The organism is Bariatricus massiliensis, assembly GCF_900086725.1.
Classification (GTDB): Bacteria; Bacillota; Clostridia; order Lachnospirales; family Lachnospiraceae; genus Allocoprococcus; species Allocoprococcus massiliensis.
Window position 1 is genome coordinate 904,925 of record NZ_LT574836.1, and the last position, 17,657, is coordinate 922,581.

The window sequence follows — 17,657 nt, forward strand, 5'->3', positions numbered from 1 at the left end:
TCTACACTCCAACATTTTCCGCCGATGTTATCAAAATATCATCAAACGTATATTCCTGATGAATCTTTATTTTCCCAACCTTCATCAGCTCCAGTACCGCAAGAAAAGTCACCACAATCTGCACCTTAGAAGACTGCCTGTTGAGCAAATCCCGAAAGCTGAACGTGCGGTGTACCCTCGCATATTCTTCCACATAATCAAGTTTCTCCGGAAGCGTCACCTCTTCCTTCTCAATCTTACCATACTTGCTTCGTATGGGATCTATCTTATCCGTCTGCCTGCGGATAACATCCCGGAAAATACTATTTAGCCTGCCCAATGTCAAATCCCCGAGAAGTTCATCCAAATCGACCGGCTCTACATAATTCTGCACCTCGTCCGGAAGTGTCGGTTCTTTGTAGAGAACCCGTTCTCCATCCACCTGACGGTCCCGCAGCTCATAAGACATATACTTATACATCTTATACTGCAGCAGCTGTTCCACCAACTCTTGACGGGGATCCTCTTCCTCCCCCTCCTCATTGACTTCCTTCGGGAGCAGCATTCTACATTTAATATCAAGAAGAGTCGCAGCCATGAGAAGGAACTCACTCATAACATTCAAGTCCTCCCTCTCCATGGCCCTGATATAATCCATATATTGATTGGTAATCTCCACGATAGGAATATCATAAATATCTATTTTATTTTTATCTATCAGGTGCAGGAGCAAATCCAACGGCCCCTCGAACACCTGAAGCTTAACCGGTATTCCCACGATATTTCCCCCAATCTTTTTCTCGTTTCAGCCCACTATAAGATTATACTAGAAATCCTTCTGACGCTCAAGCAAAATCTTATCTGGAATGTCAACGCTCTCCCCTCACGTGCAGCACAATCAGCTCGGCAGGGTTAAAGAGCCGTATATTTACCGTATGAGTTCCCAAGCCTTTGCTCACTACAATTCTGGTGTCCTCTTCCCTGTACAGGCTTCCCGAATATTTCGGAAACAAGCCCATCTGCGGACTGATTACCCCGCCCAGCCCGGGAACACGGATAATGCCGCCGTGAAGATGTCCCGACAGAATCAAATCACCACCCCACGCTTTATAAACACTCATAAAGTCCGGCTGATGAACCAAGAGAATCTGATAGCTGCCTTCATCCGCCTTTCCCACACGCCGCTCCATCTCGCGAAGCCCTAGGCGCGTGCGCTTTTTTCGGAAATAACAGCTGTCCGGCACCTCAAGCCCTGTGATTACAACGGAATTTCCGTCCCATGAAAGCACAGCCTTTTCATTGATTAAAAACTGTACCCCACAAGCTTCCAGTTCCCTCTTGTAAGCAAAATACGCAGTCCCATATTTCTCCGGATTCTCGCGCATACGCTGTTCATGATTGCCGTTAGCATAATATACAGGGCAAATAGACGGAAGCTGCTTGACAAACTCTGCCGCCACCTCCCATTGGCTCCCCTGCCTGCTTACCAGCATATCGCCAGTGATTAAAATCAAATCCGGCTTCTGCCGTCTCACGGCATCCAAAAGCTTCTCATTGTGCTCTCCGTATTTATGATTGTGCAGATCACTTAAAAAAAGCAGCCTCCGCTCTCTCATATCTCTTTTCAGCTTCGGTGATGTGACCGTATAATGTCGCACCTTAAATCCGTGCAGTTCCCTCACGATCTCCGCCACTGCCAGTACCACAGCCGCGCAAAGTGCGGCAAGCATATACTTTATCATGAACGCTGCTCCGCTTCTTCAATGATCGCAATGCCGGAGCTGGTGCCAATCCGGGTAGCTCCTGCCTGCACCATCGCTTCGGCTGCCGCCAATGTACGCACGCCTCCGGAGGCCTTTACCCCCATCTCAGGGCCTACCGTCTTCCGCATCAGGGCTACATCCTCCGCGGTCGCTCCCCCTGTGGAGAACCCGGTGGACGTTTTCACAAAATCTGCGCCCGCATCCCTGCTGATTTGGCAGACACGCACCTTCTCCTCATCCGTCAGAAGGCAAGTCTCAATAATCACCTTCACGGCTGCCTTGCCCTTTGCCTCATCCACCACTTCCTGAATGTCGGACTCCACATAGTCCCAGTCGCCACTCTTTATCATCCCCACATGGACTACCATGTCGATCTCATCGGCCCCATCCAGTATCGCTTGTCTTGTCTCCATCACCTTTCCGGCCGTAGACATCGCCCCCAGAGGAAAGCCCACCACCGTACACACCTTCACATCACTGTCCGCCAGCATTTCTGCACAGAATGGGACAAAAGAGGAATTCACGCACACAGAGGCAAAACCGTATTCCATTGCTTCCCCACATAATGCTTCGACCTGCTCCACCGTTGCGTCCGCCTTTAAAATCGTATGATCAATCATCTTTGCATAATCCATCTTTATCTTCCTCCTGTTCCTGTAATCCTTTGATACAGCTCCATAATATTTTCAAACTCATAATCCGGTTTCCAACTGCTGCCTTCCACCTCTTCCTTTGTAGCTTCACCGGTATAGACCACAGCAGTGTCTACCCCCGCATTGATTCCACAGGCGATATCCGTATACAGCCGGTCCCCCACTACCAGAACCTCATTCTTATCCGCGCCACAATCCTTCAGACAAAGCTCTACGATTTGGGCATTGGGCTTCCCTATATACAGCGGCCTGCGCCCCACCGTACCATTCAGCATCTCACAAATTCCACCACAGTCCGGCACGAACCCAAAGGCCGTCGGACATCGCAGATCCGGATTCGTTCCTACGTAATCGACCCCTTCGCAAAATAGAAGCCTGCACGCATCCCACACCTTCTCATAAGTAAGGCTCTGGTCGAATCCCACAACAACACAGGACACATCCTCCTGCGCATGCTCCGTCACAACCAAACCCCAGCTTCTCAATTCCTCCACGAAAGAGGGCGTTCCCATCACAAACAGCTTTTTACCGCCATAATGCTCTTTCAGATAAAGGCAGGTGGCATAAGATGCAGTGACGAACTGTTCCTCAGAAGTCTCTAGATTCCACCTCGCGAACTTGTCCACGTAGTCCTTTCTGCTCTTTGTCGAATTATTTGTAATATAATATGCACGGCCGCCTATTCTCTCTATATATTCCAGCAGCTCCCTGCTGCCCTCGTATAAAAGCGAATCGACCGCCAGCGTCCCATCTATATCAAATAGAAATATCTTTTTATGTTTCAGCATGTATACCTCCTCTGTCCAATAACTTATATTATATTATTTTTCTAAGCACTTTACAATAGCATTCAAAAATGGAAAAAAGAAGAAGATTACACAGCGTATTCCTTGTGTAATCTCCCTCGTCGCGGGCCGTATGCATCTAAACAAAAAATCCTCTCTATTAAATGTAAATGATATCGACTCCCGCAAATCTTACACTTCCTGTAAGTATAAGCGTCGGACTGCCGTTCGGATTGCTGGAAGACTTTTCCTCCAGTCCCCCGAATATGGCATCCACCTGATTGATGACCTTCCAATCACGGGGAACATAAAGCTCCACACCCCCGAAAGAAACATCCATCCGGATGACCGCCTCACCGGTAGGAACGACCGCCTTATCCAGATAGACCTTCATCGCCCCGAAAGAACATTTGATGTCGGCGCTCTTGAACTCCTGTGAGTCAATATACTTGACACTTCCCGCAAAGCTGGTATTGAGCTGAAGCTGCGCGCCGTCCATAGTCTCCACAGTTCCCACCCAGTTATCGTCGTTATGATTTCCATAACAGTATGTTCTCTTAGGATGGTAAAAAAAACTGACACCAATGCTTCCGAGGAGCGCGGCTCCTAAGACCGGCCACGGTGTTATCGCCTCGATTCCGAGCGGCTCTGCATATACAATGCACAAAAATGCGGCAGAAAACAAAATTCCGGTCACACTCTTATGGAGAACACTTTTGATGAGGCACGCCCCGAAAAACACTGTCAAAAGCAAGCTCCAAAAACCTATCCCTTGAAAATACCCCAGCTTACCTATTATCAAAAATACCGCTGCCGCTATAAAAAATATTCCCCAAAAAATTCGTTCTTTTTTCATCATGCTACCTCTTTTCCTCTAATCGGTTTTTTAATGGTTTATAGTAATGTCTGGAAACATATACTTGTTTATGTGTGCCTTTAAACTCTACCACACAGGAGGCTGACAAAGACTTTGTCATGGCATATATGTGCCTTGTATTGAGAATCGTGGACTTTGAGACCCTCATAAAATAACCCGGCAGTGTTTCCTCCAGCTCATACAGGCGGTATCTGGTACCATAGATATCATCCTTCGTATGTGCCCGGATACTGGTTCCTTCCGTCTCAAAAAACAAAATTTCCTGCAGCGGCATATAGTATGTCGTTTCTCCCTTATAGAACAGGAGCTTTTGTTCTGACGAAACGACCTCCGCCACCGCCCTCTGAATATTCTGCACCCGCTCATCCAGCGCAGAGGTACGAATAATCATCTCATCTTCCGTCAAGTTTTCGTCTAGCTCAATCCGTATCTTCATCTTCTTCCCTCTCCCTGAACCTATCTAATCATATTTCCTGTGGGAAGTAAACCCATTTACCGCAAGTGGTCAAAAAGGGCCAGCAAGTGGCGTCCTTTTCCCGCCGACCTGCAAGCCCTCTATTCGCATATCCCGATTATACCATCAAATGCTCCAGTACATCGAGAAGAGCTGTGAAAAATGTAGTCTTCTCTACACTCTCTTTTGCCGTTATATTCACCTCACCGATAGCTTCGCCGTTCAGCGAATACACCACCTTTCCGATTACTGCCCCCTTCTTCACCGGAGCTTTCACCTTTTTAAGCTCCGCCTTCTTTTCAATTGCCGACAAATCTGCCCCCTCTACATCTATGTACTGAAAATCGTCCTTCACTTCTCCCTCTATCTTTTTCTCTGTCCCTTTTACGACCTCCGCATAAACCTTTTTCCCCAGCACTTTGTCATCGCGAAAACGGCTGCATTTGCCGAAACCATAATTCAGCATGGAGATGGCATCCTTCACCCGCGTCTTTGAATCGGGCTCTGCCATGACAACAGCAATCATTTCAATATCATCCTTTTTTGCAGTGGCCGAGAGGCAGAACTTAGCCTTGCTGGTAGACCCCGTTTTCAGGCCTGTCGCATATTCGTATTGGCGAATCAGCTTATTTGTATTGCTGAGTCCGAATTCCGAAGTGCCTTTTGCCGTAGTATGGGTTATATTCTCCATCCAGATCATAGAATAATCATGAATCTGCGGGTATTTTGTAATCAGCTCTCTGGACATCAGCGCAATATCCCTTGCCGTCGTCAAATGCCCGTCTGTGTCCAGACCATTACAGTTAATGAAATGGGTATTTTCCATTCCCAGCCCGGCTGCCCTCTCGTTCATCTTCTCTACAAAGGCTTCCTCACTTCCCCCGATCAATTCCGCCATGGCAACACAGGCGTCATTGGCGCTTGCTACCGAGATACATTTGATCATAGTGTCCACTGTCTGCGTCTCTCCCGGCTCAAGAAACACTTGGCTTCCTCCCATAGAGGCCGCATACTCCGAAGTGGTGACCATATCATCCAGCTTTATCTGGCCGCTCTCAATGGCATCGAAAATCAAAAGAAGTGTCATAATTTTAGTCACACTCGCGGGCGGAAGCTGTGTGTCGGCCCCCTTCTCATACAGCACTTTTCCAGTGCTCGCTTCCATAATCACCGCCGTCTCGGCGGACACCGCAAGTCCTGCATCCGAAGACTGGCCCGCTCCCTCCTGTTCCTCCCCTTCATTCTCCTCTGTCTGTCCCTCCTGATTCTCATCCTGATTGTCCGTCTCTTCGTATAGAATCCGGTCTCCCACCGGCATAGCATACACCCTCTGCACACATAAAAACGCGCACAGCAGAACCGCAAGAACCTTTTTCATGAACGACTCCTTATAATTTGTCTATTGTTACTAATGTAATAAAAGAGCTGGGAAAATATGACTATCCCAGCTCTATCCACTCATATTTTTAATAATTTACAGCTTCCTCCCTTGTCATCCAAAAATGAATCCCTGTCGTAGAATTGTTCCATCTATCTTCATCAAAATCAGATACTTCGACCCACTGGCCTTTTCTATATACAAAATTCTCATCTGCCAGAGACCACGCCTCATCAAAATATTCCGAACAGTCAAAGCTCTTGATGATCATCACCTTCGCTTTACTGCAGCGGCAGGCAGTATTGGTGGCGGACGACCGCTTAGCGTCTGCCGGAATCAGCAGTTCCACAATTCTGTCATCACAACATTTTTTATATCCAATAAAAGCTCCCTTTTCCGGACATTGCTGCTTAAAAAAGCGAGTATGCTCATCCCACACGATATCATCAAGCTTCGCCTTCTCAAGCACCGCACAGAACAGGTTGGCTCCCCGAATGTCAGCGCCGGTCATATCGGCCCCACGCAGCATGGCGCCGGTCATATCGGCCTGATACAGGTTGGCTCCGCGCAGGGAGCACTGTTCAAACAATGTGTTATGAAAACAACAGTGGGACAAATCCGCCCCGTCCAGACAGACACGTATGAATGAACCATATGAAAACTCCTGTCCTGACATGGCCGTCCCCGATAAGTCTGCATCCTCGAGCCATATCCGCGCTCTTTCAGTACCGTGCTCCTCCATCTCTGCCCCTCCTGTATTCTTCCATTACATCGTGTTATATTCCTTCCCCTTCATATCAAACCATTCCATGGCTTCCTGAATGCCCTCTTCCCCAAAAGGAAACTCTCTATATTCTTTCTTCTCATCCGGAGTTACGTCAAAACAGTAGGGTCCTCTCCAGACAATCCCCTGCAGGACGGCCGTCTTTTCTCCTTCTGCTTCCTTTTCCTTTCTGGCAAGACGGAAATTCATCTCTCCTATGCTGCCGTTAAATTTCTCTTTTTTATAAAAATTTAGAGGAAACAGCTGCATTCTCTTAAGCATAACATACTCTCCTTCACTTGATCTTACATCTTTTTCTGATAAATGCGGTAAGCGATAAAGAAACTAATTGCAGATACATATATACCTGCTATGGAGATATAAGTACCTACCACAAAATCCATAAACGCCATAGCCAGCGTCATCCCTGTCATATAAATTATAGCCACAGTCCCAAGAACCGTAAATGCCGCCCGGGTCACCTGAATATTCCGCTCATCATTTTTTTCTATTTCATCTTTTTTTATTTTCTCAGGAGCAAAACGTTCCTGAAATTTGCGGATAAGAAAAATCACTATGAAACAGGTGCCTAATCCGCACAGCATGCCTGCCGCCATATCTGCCCCATGGGAGCCTTGATTCAAATGTGTAGTCATTATAATACCGATTACAAGCGAAATCAATCCCAAAAAACCTAATACCATAAAATATTTTTTTCCACCATTTTTACAAAACATACTATTCATCCTCCTCATATATAAAAATATCTTCAATGTTCTTCCCAAAATAGTTTGCCAGCTTGAACGCCAAAACAATCGAAGGGTTATAACGCCCTTTCTCAAGTGATATAATAGTCTGGCGGGATACTCCTAAAATTCCGGCCAGTTCTTCCTGATTCAGACCCCTTTCCTTTCTCATCTCTTCTAAACAGTTCTTCAAATAAACGCCTCCTTCCATGTCAAGCATGCTTTACACTTTTAAAATACACCCTGCCGCATAAAATGTCAAGTGTGTTTTACATATTTTTTTTGAACATTAAATCTTAATATTTTCTCATACAAATAATCATAAATAAATAATCTTGTCTTGGTAAAGTAAAAGATATCACGAAAGAAAGGAGCATTTCTATGCCAGCCAATATTCTTGTTGTAGACGATGAAAAAGAAATTGCCGATTTGATTGAACTATATCTGAAAAATGAAACTTACACGGTATTTAAGTATTATTCAGCCAAGGATGCGCTCCAATGCATCGAAAATACAGATCTTGACCTTGCTGTACTAGATGTCATGCTTCCGGATATCAGTGGTTTCTCACTGTGTAAGACAATCAGAGAATCCCATACATATCCCGTCATTATGCTGACCGCAAAAGATGAAGAAATAGACAAAATTACAGGCCTTTCACTGGGTGCTGACGACTATATCACTAAACCCTTCCGCCCTCTTGAGATGACGGCGAGAGTGAAAGCCCAGCTGCGGCGCTATAAAATATATAATCCTTCAGCGGCGCTGGAAAACGCGGAATCTGTCCTGAGCCATTCCGGCCTGCTGCTCAATATCCGCACACATGAATGCCTGCTCAATGAAAAACCGCTGGCACTGACTCCGACCGAATTTGCCATACTGCGTATTTTGCTGGAGCGGAAAGGCAGCGTAGTAAGCGCAGAAGAACTGTTCCATGAAATATGGCAGGACGAATACTACAGTAAGAGCAATAACACAATCACCGTCCATATACGCCATCTGCGCGAGAAAATGAATGACACGGTCGACAATCCAAATTATATAAAAACTATATGGGGAGTGGGGTATAAGATTGGACGCTAAAGATAAAAAACAAACTGAACTTGATTACACACAATTAAAGTCAAAAATGTACAAAAAGTTTTTGATATTCATCCTAGTTGCTTTTGTTGTTATAACTGTTTTATATATTCTCATATGGCACGGCCGGGGGGCAGATTGGATTGTCTCCATACTCCAGCAGGTTTTCCGCCTCGACTATCAAAATGCGCTTAACGTCTATCAACAATTATTCCGTAATTATGCAGATCTTATCTGGCTCGGCGCTATCGCGGTTATCTTTCTCTTCTTTTTTCGCTTTTTTATAAACTGGGTGACTCAATATTTTACGATAATCAATAATGGAATCGACGCCCTGCTCAGCGAAGAGGAAGCAGAGATACACCTGCTTTCTGAAATGTCAGCCACAGAGAAAAAATTGAATACAGTAAAACAGACCTTGAAAAACCGTACGATGGAGGCCCGGTTAGCAGAACAGCGGAAAAATGATTTAGTCATGTACCTTGCCCACGACATCCGCACGCCCTTGACCTCTGTTATCGGCTACCTTAACCTCTTAGACGAAGCTCCCGATATGCCGGCCAGACAAAAGGAGAAGTATCTTCATGTCTCGCTCAATAAAGCCTATCAATTGGAAAAAATGATTAATGAGTTTTTTGAGATAACCCGCTATAACCTGCAGCAAATAAATCTCACAAAAGAGACTATAGACCTTTACTATATGCTGGTCCAGCTGTCCGATGAACTCTCTCCCCTCCTCGCCGCCAACGGAAATACTGCCAGACTTATTGCGGAAGAAACACTGACCGTCTATGGCGACCCGGATAAATTAGCGCGTGTATTTAACAATGTCCTTAAAAATGCGGCTGCCTATAGCTATCCCAACACGGAAATCATTATCGCTGCAAAAGTCAAATCTGACGTGGTAGAGATTTCTTTCCAGAACAAGGGAAATACTATCCCCAAGGAAAAGCTCTCCGCCATATTTGAAAAGTTCTATCGTCTGGACGAGGCCCGCACCTCAAACACAGGCAATGCAGGGTTAGGCCTCGCAATAGCAAAAGAAATAGTCACGCTTCACGGAGGCACTATCTCCGCGGTAAGCGAAAATAATATCGTTAAATTCCTCATCTCCCTGCCGTTGCACCCTTAAGTAAATCTCTACAACAAACTTAGGCTTTTCTTAGGATTTAAACAATTTAATATTAAAGTCCTCAAAGCGCCTGTTTGATACGATAGACGTAGAGAACAGGAGCATTTTCATCTTATCAAAGGAGGACTATCTTAAATGAGCAAGCACACGAACATAAAGAATTTTGATAAATCCAAGAGGTATAAAAAATCAAAGCGCCGAGCACACAGCCGTCATATAAAGGCAGTCCTCTGCCTATGCTGCTGCGTTATGCTGATAGCTGCTGCCTTTAGATTTTTCAAATACGAATCGCCTTCCCCTCCAAATGATACTGAAGAATCCACGTGGAGTTTAATTCTGGTCAACAAATGGAATTATATTCCTGATAATTATAAAGTGAAATTGACCGAGTTAAAAAACGGCGAAGCCGTAGATGAGCGAATATATCATGCTCTTCAAAAAATGTTCAACGATGCAAGAAAAGACCATATTTACCCTGTCGTCGCGTCGGGATACCGAACCGCTGAAAAGCAGCAAGAGCTGATGGATGAAAAAATCGCAGCCTACGAATCCGAAGGCTATTCTTCGGATGAGGCCAAATCCAAAGCAGAGGCTTGGGTCGCCATTCCCGGAACAAGTGAACACCAATTAGGACTCAGTGTCGATATTAACGCCGACGGTATCCGTTCCACGGGAGACGATGTTTATGAATGGCTCCATGAAAATAGTTATAAATATGGATTCATCTACCGTTATCCCAAAAATAAAACAGATATCACCGGCGTAATCAACGAGCCTTGGCATTATCGTTACGTGGGCACCGAGGCAGCGGCTAAAATCCATGAACAAGACATTTGCCTCGAAGAATATCTGGAACTCCAAAACGGGATTTGATGGATATGAGAGGGAAATCCCTCTCTAAGCGCTTTTCCTCTGTCCTTCTTCATATTTCTTCACAGCTTCAATGATTGCGCTCTCCATAATTTTCACAGCGCAGTCGATATGGGATTTTTCCAGAATCAACGGGGGTATCATGCGGTTCGTGTTATCGCCTATCGCCGTGATGAGAAGCCGATTCTTAAAACATTCCCATTTTACGTCAAGCGCTATCGGTATATCGTACTCACATCCCACGAGCAGTCCCCTTCCCCTTGCATCGATCACGTGTGGAAGCTTTATCAGTTTTGCCTTAAAATATTCTCCCATCTTCTCCGCATTCGCGCTCAGGTCATTATCTAAAATTTCGCTGATGGAGGCCAGCGCAGCCGCACATGCTACCGGGTGTCCGCCATAAGTTGAACCATGGCACCCCGATGTGAATACTTCTGCGACTTCCTTACTTGCACAGCATGCTCCAATCGGCATTCCTCCGCCCATAGCTTTAGCCATCGTCACACAGTCGGGTTTCACCCCATATCCCATATATGCCATCGGCGCCCCCGTGCGTCCCCAGCCGGTCTGTACCTCGTCGAGAAGAAGGAGCATCCCTTTCTCGTCGCAAAGCTGGCGCAGTCCTTTTAGGAATTCGTATGTGGCCGGGTGAACCCCTCCCTCCCCCTGAACCGGTTCAATCATAATAGCAATCGTATGTTCTGTCACTTTTGATTTAAAATCATCTAAATCATTGTACCTAGCATAAGAGAAGCCCGGAAGCATCGGTTTGAAACCAATCTGACAGGCATTGTCCGACTGTCCTGTAGCAGACAGCGCTCCATAGGTTCTGCCGTGGAATCCATCGACAGCCGTCACGATATGATAATACTCAGGGCCATAGGTATCTACCCCATATTTTCTTGCCATTTTAATCATACATTCATTGGCCTCTGTCCCTGAATTTTGAAAGAAAATCTTATCCATTCCAATGGTATCGCAGATTTTCTTTGCCAGAAGTGCCTGCGGCACAGTATATGGATAGTTGAATGTGTGCATAATATCATTCATCTGTTCGATGACTGCCCCTACCACCTTGGGGTTTCGGTTTCCCGGACTATTCACAGCGACACCGCCATAAAAATCAAGATAGGCATTACCCTTTTCATCATACAAATACATGCCCTCTGCCCGTTCTGCAATAAAATCATAACGCGCATAGGTCTCGACCATATATTTGTTCACCAATGCTTTCAATTCTGCTGCCGTCATGTTTGTGTCTTTCAGTCTCATACAAATTCTCCTCTCTTCATTCTCTTTCATGGGATGGGAATAAAGCCTCCTATGTTACGAATGTTACGAAAAAAGACGCCGCATACAAATGTATGCGACGTCCTCGTCATATAACGTAATTGAGTATAAACCTTAGTCTACGATTTTGTCAAGAATTTTATCAGAAAGTTTTTCCTGTTTTTTCGGCCTCTTCGCTTTGTACTGCTTGTCCATCCAAATTACGGCCTGCATCACCGCGTTTTTCTCTGTACAGAGATGTCACAAAGTCCAAGAGGAATAAGACCATGATCAGACTCCCGGCTATACGCCCCAATGGCCTTGGAATGGCAGCCACAAGCCCTACTACAATATTCTGCAGGAACATAAACAAAAATATCGTATAAAATCCCCATGCTATCGAGCTTTCCAGACAGATAATGCCTTTATAATTAAAGGGCTTCTCATTATAATCCCACCATATCTCTCCAAAAATCTTCTTCATCAGCATGGCAGTCAAGAACTCCAGCGTCGTTGCGCAGAGGGAGCCTAGAAGAAACAGTAATATATTATTATAGCTGTACGGACGGAGTATAAAATAAGCTGTCAGAGCGCCAACACCGTATATCGGGCAAAATGGGCCTCTGGCAAATCCCCGGTTCGTAAGCTTTTTATTGCAGATGGACATATAAATAGATTCTACAAGCCATCCCATCATGCTGTACATTAGAAACCACATGAGCAATTCATAAGCATCTATTCCTAAAATTATTCTATTCCACCACATATTTTCTCTCCAAATAACACTGATAAATATAATCTTTCACCGTAAAAATGGGATGTTTATATAAATAAACACCCCATTATTCTGCACATATTAGTTATATTTACGTTTTCTTGCAGCTTCGGATTTCTTTTTGCGTTTAACGCTTGGCTTTTCGTAATGTTCTCTTTTACGAATCTCCTGCTGAATTCCGGCCTTTGCACAGTTTCTTTTGAATCTGCGTAAAGCGCTGTCTAACGTTTCGTTTTCTTTAACGATTACATTTGACATAGTCTCACACCTAACCTCCCCTCCAGCCCTGTATTGTGCATCATACGACTGTTCGGGTATATTTTATTGCACTACAATTGATTATAGCATATTTTCCCTTCACGTCAAGATTTTTCTTTAATTTTCTCACGAAAACATTAGAAATTTCAATCTGCTCACTGAATCTGGCCTTCCAGAACTTCTTTCACTTTCCCGAGAGCCTCGGCTATGCCGGCCGGATTCTTTCCTCCCGCCTGAGCCATATTGGGACGTCCGCCTCCGCCTCCGCCCACGCAGGAAGCAATGGCTTTAATCAGATTGCCGGCATGCGCGCCCTTTTTCATAGCTTCCTCCGTAGCGGTGGCCATAAGGTTCACCTTGCCTTCATTTTCGGACGCAAGTACGACCACGCCCTCACCGATTTTTTCTTTCATCTGGTCGCCAAGGCTGCGGAGCCCGTTCATATCCACTCCCTGAAGGGATGCAGCCAACAGTTTGACTCCTTTTACTTCCTCGACCTGATTGCCGGCGTCTCCCATGGCTTCCTTCGCCTGTTTGCTCTTCAGGCTCTCCAATTCACTGTGAAGCTCTTTATTCTCTGCCTGAAGATGACTGATTTTTTCAGTCAAGGTATCCGGCACAGCCTTTAGAAGCGCCGCCGCCTCGTGGAGTTTGGCCTCCAGATTATTAAAGTAACGTATCAGCCCTTTGGAAGTCAAAGCCTCAATACGGCGCACTCCCGCAGCCACGCCACTTTCGGACAAAATCTTAAACGCTCCGATTTCACAAGTGTTCGCCACATGGGTCCCTCCACAGAATTCGATGGAATAGTCTCCCATATTGACTACACGTACAATATCGCCGTATTTTTCTCCGAACAGCGCCTGTGCTCCGGTCTTCTTTGCCTCTTCAATGGGCATATTTTTCACGATGACCGGATAAGCCTGCGAAATACTTTCATTTACTAAATCTTCTACCTCTTTCAACTCTTCCTTTGTCATGGCAGAAAAATGAGAGAAGTCAAAACGAAGCCTGTCCGCATTGACGCTGGAGCCTGCCTGTTCTACATGCGTCCCCAGCACGGTTCTAAGCGCTTTGTGCAGAAGATGAGTCGCGCTGTGGTTCCGGGCGCTCAACCGTCTCTGCTCCTCGTTCACCTGAAGGCTGACCGTATCTCCTGTCTTCATCATTCCCTTTGCCATATAGCCTATATGGCCGATTTTGCCGCCCAGAAGCTTCACAACATCCTCAACGACAAATTCTCCCTCCGGGCAGGTAATTACGCCGCAATCGGCCTCCTGGCCACCGCTGGTGGCATAGAACGGTGTCTGCTCCGTAAATATGGTTCCCTTCTGTCCGTCGGAAAGCGCGTCCACAAGCTCGTCCTCCGATGTCAGCACCGTAATTTTTGAGACAGCCTCCAAATTGTCATATCCTACAAATTCCGAAGTCACAGACGGGTCGATGGACTCGTAGACTGTCACATCCGCTCCCATATAATTCGTCACCTTGCGGGCCTTCCTTGCCTGTTCCCGCTGCACTTCCATGGCTGCCTTAAATCCGGCCTCATCCACATCCATGCCCTCTTCCTCCAAAATCTCTTTCGTCAAATCAAGAGGGAATCCGTAGGTGTCGTAAAGCTTGAACGCCTCTTCACCGGAAAGTGTCTTAGCGCCCGTTTTCACCATCTCGGCCTTTAAATCCTTAAGAATGCCCAGTCCTTGATCTATGGTATTGTTGAACTGGTCTTCCTCTTTACTTATAATATTGAAAATGAAATCTTTCTTCTCCTCCAGCTCTGGATATCCATCCTTGGAACCTTCGATCACCGTCTCCGCCAGCTCAGTCAAGAACTTCCGCTCTACCCCAAGGAGACGTCCATGGCGGCAGGCTCTTCTCAGCAGGCGGCGCAGCACATATCCTCGGCCCTCGTTAGAAGGCATAATACCGTCAGAAATCATAAAGCATACGGAACGGATATGGTCGGTGATGACACGAATGGATACGTCGGCGCTGCTGCTTTCTCCATAGTTCGTGCCGGTAATCCGGCATACATGTTCACGCAGAACCTTGATCGTGTCAATATCGAACATGGAATCCACATCCTGAACAATACATGCCAGACGTTCTATGCCCATACCGGTATCGATATTCTTTTGCTCCAGCTCTGTGTAGTTGTTATGCCCGTCGTTCTCAAACTGGGTAAATACATTGTTCCAGATTTCCATATAACGGTCGCATTCACAGCCCACCGTACAATCCGGCTTTCCACAGCCATATTTTTCCCCTCGGTCATAATAAATCTCAGAACATGGCCCGCACGGCCCAGAACCGTGTTCCCAGAAGTTATCTTCTTTCCCAAAATGGAAGATACGCTCTTTGGGAATGCCAATCTCTTTATTCCAGATGTCGAAAGCCTCGTCATCCTCCAAATATACAGACGGATATAATCTGTCCGGGTCAAGTCCTACCACTTCAGTCAAAAATTCCCAAGACCATTTCAGCGATTCTCTCTTAAAATAGTCCCCAAAAGAAAAATTGCCCAGCATCTCAAAAAAAGTGCCGTGACGGTCTGTTTTCCCTACATTCTCAATATCTCCCGTACGAATACACTTTTGACAGGTTGTCACCCGCTTTTTCGGCGGAATCTCCTGCCCCGTAAAATACGGTTTCAGCGGGGCCATGCCGGAATTGATCAACAGCAGGCTGTTATCGTTGTGGGGTACCAGTGAGAAGCTTTTCATTATCAGATGATCCTTGCTTTCGAAAAATTCAAGGAACATTCTCCGCAGCTCATTTACTCCATAGGTTTTCATGTTTGTCCTCCTCGTATCTATAACGTCATTCCATAATTCTGCAATCAGCTAATTTTTAATTATAAATAGAAATCAAATATTTGTCAACGCTTGCGTCATGGTAAAAAGGCAATCCTTTCAACTTATCCTTAACTATAAAAAGAAGCGGAACATCTGTCCGCTTCTTCCCATCTCTTTTACTTCTCCGCTTCCGCTGCACTCTTCGCATTCTTGCGTTCCCGCAGATGCTTTCCTGTAAGAATACCGCCGAAAGCCACAGCTGCGATAAAGATCATCTTCAATACCGTACTGATTAGTGTTGAAAAAAATGCCATAAACTGCAACCTCCAACTTCTGATTTCACACTTTTAAACTGCTACTATCATACCATAAAACATGCCTTCTGTAAAGCAGTCATTATTTTCTGTTGGCAGGCTCTACCGCCACTTGCTTGCCTTTGATTTTCACATGTTCCATCGCCTGAAGAACATTCCTTGCGTATTCCCGCGGAACCTCCACAAAGGTATACTTGTCATACATGTCAATCGTTCCGATGAGCTTGCCGGGAATGCCGCTTTCACCTGCCAGCGCCCCTACAATATCTCCCGGCTTTGCTTTGTTCTTTTTCCCGATATTGATAAAGAGCCGCACCATACCCGGATTCTCCGCGCCGGTGTCTCCAAACTCCTCCGCCTGCGGATCCGATGTCTGTTCACCCTCACTCTGGCCGATACCATATTTTAAGAATGCCGCCGCCATATCCATAGCCGTATAATCAGAAACGTTGACCTTTTCTTCCACGACCTGAATGAATCTGGTCAAGTCCTCGCCTGTGATGATCTGATCGATTTCATCCAGAAGGTTCTCTATTCTTGTGTTGGTCACATCGTGCATAGAAGGAATCTTCTGCGCATATATTTTTGTCTTGCAATAACGTTGAATCTCTTTTAATTTATATACTTCTCTTCCTGTCACAAAACTGAAGGAACGGCCGATACGACCGGCTCTTCCTGTTCTGCCGATACGGTGCACATAGTATTCGTCATCCTGCGGAAGGTCATAATTGAAGACAGCTTCCACCTCATCTACGTCGATACCTCTGGCTGCCACATCTGTCGCCACTAAAATTTCTGTCTTACCTGCGCGAAAACGCTGCATCACGCGGTCCCGCTGTTCCTGCTTCATGTCGCCGTGCAGGCCCTCGGCAAAGTATCCTCTGCCCTTCAGGCCGCTGGCCAAGACATCCACCTGCTTTTTGGTATTACAGAAGACTACCGACAATTTCGGACTGTATATATCTAACAATCTGGAAAGTACCTCTTCCTTATTTTTAGGTTTCACTTCATAATAGAACTGTTCGATATTGGGAACGGTCAGCTCTTTTTTTGTAACCTTGACAAGCTGCGCATTTTTCTGGAACCGTTTGGTGATATCCAAGATAGGCTTCGGCATCGTAGCCGAGAAAAGCACGGTCTGACGCTCTTCGGGCACTCCTTCCAAAATAGTCTCAATATCCTCACGGAATCCCATGTTCAGCATTTCATCAGCTTCGTCCAGCACGATTGTGCGGACTTCATCCATCTTCACCGTCTTTCTCCGCATATGGTCCATTACACGTCCCGGTGTTCCGATGATCAGCTGCGTTCCACTCTTAAGAGAACGAATCTGCTTCACGATTTCCTGTCCGCCATAGATGGGCAGGACCTTGATGCCGTGCAGGTAGTGCGCCAGACTGCGGATTTCCTCCGCCACCTGAATTGCCAGCTCTCTCGTAGGGCAGAGTACAACTGCCTGTAACTTTTTGCTTTTAGGGTCTATTTTCTCTAACAGCGGTATCCCGAAAGCAGCCGTCTTCCCTGTGCCGGTCTGCGCCTGCCCGATAATATCCGCTCCTTCCATCATCAGTGGAATCGCTTTTGCCTGTATCGCAGAAGCCTCCTCAAATCCCATATTTTTTACTGCTTTTAAAATCTCCGGGCGAAGTCCCAGAGTTTCAAACTTAACTTCTTCCATAAATCTCCTTTTTCTTTGTTGACACAAAAATACCCTTCACCTGTCACCAAGCGAAGGATATTCTCAAAGTTCCACCGTTTATAATAAC

General features: G+C 45.9%; 19 protein-coding genes and 1 pseudogene. 3 read left to right on the forward strand and 17 right to left on the reverse strand.

Going from position 1 to position 17,657, the window contains the following annotated elements; genetic code table 11:
* Position 1: 1 nt before the first annotated feature.
* From BN6465_RS05910 to BN6465_RS05960, 11 genes are all read right to left on the reverse strand, one after another.
* Positions 2 to 757: a segregation and condensation protein A gene (locus BN6465_RS05910; protein WP_066732599.1), complete on the reverse strand. Its 756-nt coding sequence runs from the start codon at positions 755 to 757 to the stop codon at positions 2 to 4.
* A 91-nt stretch (positions 758 to 848) separates the two neighbouring features.
* Entirely contained in the window at positions 849 to 1,721 is an 873-nt protein-coding gene (locus BN6465_RS05915; RefSeq protein ID WP_066732600.1) for a metallophosphoesterase, read from the reverse strand.
* Positions 1,718 to 2,377 (reverse strand): deoxyribose-phosphate aldolase, encoded by a 660-nt coding sequence (gene deoC / locus BN6465_RS05920; protein ID WP_066732602.1) that lies wholly within the window; start codon positions 2,375 to 2,377, stop codon positions 1,718 to 1,720. The genes BN6465_RS05915 and deoC overlap by 4 nt, the downstream gene beginning before the upstream one ends.
* A 2-nt stretch (positions 2,378 to 2,379) precedes the next feature.
* Complete coding sequence (locus tag BN6465_RS05925; RefSeq protein WP_066732605.1) at positions 2,380 to 3,183, reverse strand: HAD-IIA family hydrolase; 804 nt, start codon at positions 3,181 to 3,183, stop codon at positions 2,380 to 2,382.
* A 157-nt stretch (positions 3,184 to 3,340) separates the two neighbouring features.
* Complete coding sequence (locus tag BN6465_RS05930; RefSeq protein WP_227224073.1) at positions 3,341 to 4,039, reverse strand: LiaF transmembrane domain-containing protein; 699 nt, start codon at positions 4,037 to 4,039, stop codon at positions 3,341 to 3,343.
* A 1-nt stretch (position 4,040) separates the two neighbouring features.
* Positions 4,041 to 4,493 carry a LytTR family DNA-binding domain-containing protein gene (locus tag BN6465_RS05935; RefSeq protein ID WP_066732607.1) on the reverse strand — a complete coding sequence of 151 codons (453 nt, stop codon included), beginning with the start codon at positions 4,491 to 4,493 and terminating at the stop codon, positions 4,041 to 4,043.
* Positions 4,494 to 4,629: 136 nt separating this feature from the next.
* Positions 4,630 to 5,889: a D-alanyl-D-alanine carboxypeptidase family protein gene (locus tag BN6465_RS05940; protein ID WP_066732609.1), complete on the reverse strand. Its 1,260-nt coding sequence runs from the start codon at positions 5,887 to 5,889 to the stop codon at positions 4,630 to 4,632.
* 88 nt (positions 5,890 to 5,977) lie between these two features.
* Complete coding sequence (locus BN6465_RS05945; protein ID WP_066732611.1) at positions 5,978 to 6,631, reverse strand: pentapeptide repeat-containing protein; 654 nt, start codon at positions 6,629 to 6,631, stop codon at positions 5,978 to 5,980.
* A 24-nt stretch (positions 6,632 to 6,655) separates the two neighbouring features.
* Positions 6,656 to 6,934 carry a hypothetical protein gene (locus tag BN6465_RS05950; protein WP_066732613.1) on the reverse strand — a complete coding sequence of 93 codons (279 nt, stop codon included), beginning with the start codon at positions 6,932 to 6,934 and terminating at the stop codon, positions 6,656 to 6,658.
* Positions 6,935 to 6,957: 23 nt separating this feature from the next.
* The gene (locus tag BN6465_RS05955) at positions 6,958 to 7,389 is read right to left on the reverse strand and encodes a hypothetical protein (RefSeq protein WP_066732615.1); all 432 of its coding nucleotides are present in this window, start codon (positions 7,387 to 7,389) and stop codon (positions 6,958 to 6,960) included.
* Position 7,390: 1 nt separating this feature from the next.
* Positions 7,391 to 7,609: a helix-turn-helix transcriptional regulator gene (locus BN6465_RS05960; protein WP_456297798.1), complete on the reverse strand. Its 219-nt coding sequence runs from the start codon at positions 7,607 to 7,609 to the stop codon at positions 7,391 to 7,393.
* Positions 7,610 to 7,779: 170 nt separating this feature from the next.
* Between BN6465_RS05960 and vanR the strand changes: the two genes are divergently transcribed.
* The 3 genes and pseudogenes from vanR (at position 7,780) to BN6465_RS05975 (ending at position 10,483) form a co-directional block, all read left to right on the forward strand.
* Positions 7,780 to 8,481 (forward strand): VanR-ABDEGLN family response regulator transcription factor, encoded by a 702-nt coding sequence (vanR, locus tag BN6465_RS05965; protein WP_066732619.1) that lies wholly within the window; start codon positions 7,780 to 7,782, stop codon positions 8,479 to 8,481.
* A 2-nt stretch (positions 8,482 to 8,483) separates the two neighbouring features.
* Positions 8,484 to 9,610: pseudogene (locus BN6465_RS05970) on the forward strand (sensor histidine kinase).
* Positions 9,611 to 9,859: 249 nt separating this feature from the next.
* On the forward strand, positions 9,860 to 10,483 hold the full coding sequence (locus BN6465_RS05975; protein ID WP_408605603.1) for a M15 family metallopeptidase: 624 nt from the start codon (positions 9,860 to 9,862) through the stop codon (positions 10,481 to 10,483).
* A 24-nt stretch (positions 10,484 to 10,507) separates the two neighbouring features.
* Here the strand turns inward: BN6465_RS05975 and BN6465_RS05980 are convergent, their stop codons facing one another.
* The 6 genes from BN6465_RS05980 to BN6465_RS06000 form a co-directional block, all read right to left on the reverse strand.
* On the reverse strand, positions 10,508 to 11,752 hold the full coding sequence (locus BN6465_RS05980; RefSeq protein WP_066732827.1) for an aspartate aminotransferase family protein: 1,245 nt from the start codon (positions 11,750 to 11,752) through the stop codon (positions 10,508 to 10,510).
* Between the two features lie 160 nt (positions 11,753 to 11,912).
* The gene (locus tag BN6465_RS05985) at positions 11,913 to 12,515 is read right to left on the reverse strand and encodes a putative ABC transporter permease (RefSeq protein ID WP_066732625.1); all 603 of its coding nucleotides are present in this window, start codon (positions 12,513 to 12,515) and stop codon (positions 11,913 to 11,915) included.
* A 90-nt stretch (positions 12,516 to 12,605) separates the two neighbouring features.
* Positions 12,606 to 12,782: a 30S ribosomal protein S21 gene (gene rpsU, locus BN6465_RS05990; protein ID WP_021737899.1), complete on the reverse strand. Its 177-nt coding sequence runs from the start codon at positions 12,780 to 12,782 to the stop codon at positions 12,606 to 12,608.
* A 155-nt stretch (positions 12,783 to 12,937) separates the two neighbouring features.
* Entirely contained in the window at positions 12,938 to 15,577 is a 2,640-nt protein-coding gene (gene alaS, locus BN6465_RS05995) for an alanine--tRNA ligase (RefSeq protein ID WP_066732627.1), read from the reverse strand.
* A 176-nt stretch (positions 15,578 to 15,753) separates the two neighbouring features.
* Complete coding sequence (locus BN6465_RS20935; protein WP_199882793.1) at positions 15,754 to 15,891, reverse strand: hypothetical protein; 138 nt, start codon at positions 15,889 to 15,891, stop codon at positions 15,754 to 15,756.
* 82 nt (positions 15,892 to 15,973) lie between these two features.
* Positions 15,974 to 17,569, reverse strand: coding sequence for a DEAD/DEAH box helicase (locus BN6465_RS06000; protein WP_066732629.1), 1,596 nt, complete (start codon positions 17,567 to 17,569; stop codon positions 15,974 to 15,976).
* Positions 17,570 to 17,657 lie beyond the last annotated feature (88 nt).

Excerpts from the sequence above, each read along its gene's own strand:
- BN6465_RS05915 (WP_066732600.1), bottom strand. The coding sequence starts at position 1,721 with ATGATAAAGTATATGCTTGCCGCACTTTGCGCGGCTGTGGTACTGGCA.
- deoC (WP_066732602.1), bottom strand. The coding sequence starts at position 2,377 with ATGGATTATGCAAAGATGATTGATCATACGATTTTAAAGGCGGACGCA.
- BN6465_RS05925 (WP_066732605.1), bottom strand. The coding sequence starts at position 3,183 with ATGCTGAAACATAAAAAGATATTTCTATTTGATATAGATGGGACGCTG.
- BN6465_RS05930 (WP_227224073.1), bottom strand. The coding sequence starts at position 4,039 with ATGATGAAAAAAGAACGAATTTTTTGGGGAATATTTTTTATAGCGGCA.
- BN6465_RS05935 (WP_066732607.1), bottom strand. The coding sequence starts at position 4,493 with ATGAAGATACGGATTGAGCTAGACGAAAACTTGACGGAAGATGAGATG.
- BN6465_RS05940 (WP_066732609.1), bottom strand. The coding sequence starts at position 5,889 with ATGAAAAAGGTTCTTGCGGTTCTGCTGTGCGCGTTTTTATGTGTGCAG.
- BN6465_RS05945 (WP_066732611.1), bottom strand. The coding sequence starts at position 6,631 with ATGGAGGAGCACGGTACTGAAAGAGCGCGGATATGGCTCGAGGATGCA.
- BN6465_RS05950 (WP_066732613.1), bottom strand. The coding sequence starts at position 6,934 with ATGCTTAAGAGAATGCAGCTGTTTCCTCTAAATTTTTATAAAAAAGAG.
- BN6465_RS05955 (WP_066732615.1), bottom strand. The coding sequence starts at position 7,389 with ATGTTTTGTAAAAATGGTGGAAAAAAATATTTTATGGTATTAGGTTTT.
- BN6465_RS05960 (WP_456297798.1), bottom strand. The coding sequence starts at position 7,609 with ATGGAAGGAGGCGTTTATTTGAAGAACTGTTTAGAAGAGATGAGAAAG.
- vanR (WP_066732619.1), top strand. The coding sequence starts at position 7,780 with ATGCCAGCCAATATTCTTGTTGTAGACGATGAAAAAGAAATTGCCGAT.
- BN6465_RS05975 (WP_408605603.1), top strand. The coding sequence starts at position 9,860 with ATGCTGATAGCTGCTGCCTTTAGATTTTTCAAATACGAATCGCCTTCC.
- BN6465_RS05980 (WP_066732827.1), bottom strand. The coding sequence starts at position 11,752 with ATGAGACTGAAAGACACAAACATGACGGCAGCAGAATTGAAAGCATTG.
- BN6465_RS05985 (WP_066732625.1), bottom strand. The coding sequence starts at position 12,515 with ATGTGGTGGAATAGAATAATTTTAGGAATAGATGCTTATGAATTGCTC.
- rpsU (WP_021737899.1), bottom strand. The coding sequence starts at position 12,782 with ATGTCAAATGTAATCGTTAAAGAAAACGAAACGTTAGACAGCGCTTTA.
- alaS (WP_066732627.1), bottom strand. The coding sequence starts at position 15,577 with ATGAAAACCTATGGAGTAAATGAGCTGCGGAGAATGTTCCTTGAATTT.
- BN6465_RS20935 (WP_199882793.1), bottom strand. The coding sequence starts at position 15,891 with ATGGCATTTTTTTCAACACTAATCAGTACGGTATTGAAGATGATCTTT.
- BN6465_RS06000 (WP_066732629.1), bottom strand. The coding sequence starts at position 17,569 with ATGGAAGAAGTTAAGTTTGAAACTCTGGGACTTCGCCCGGAGATTTTA.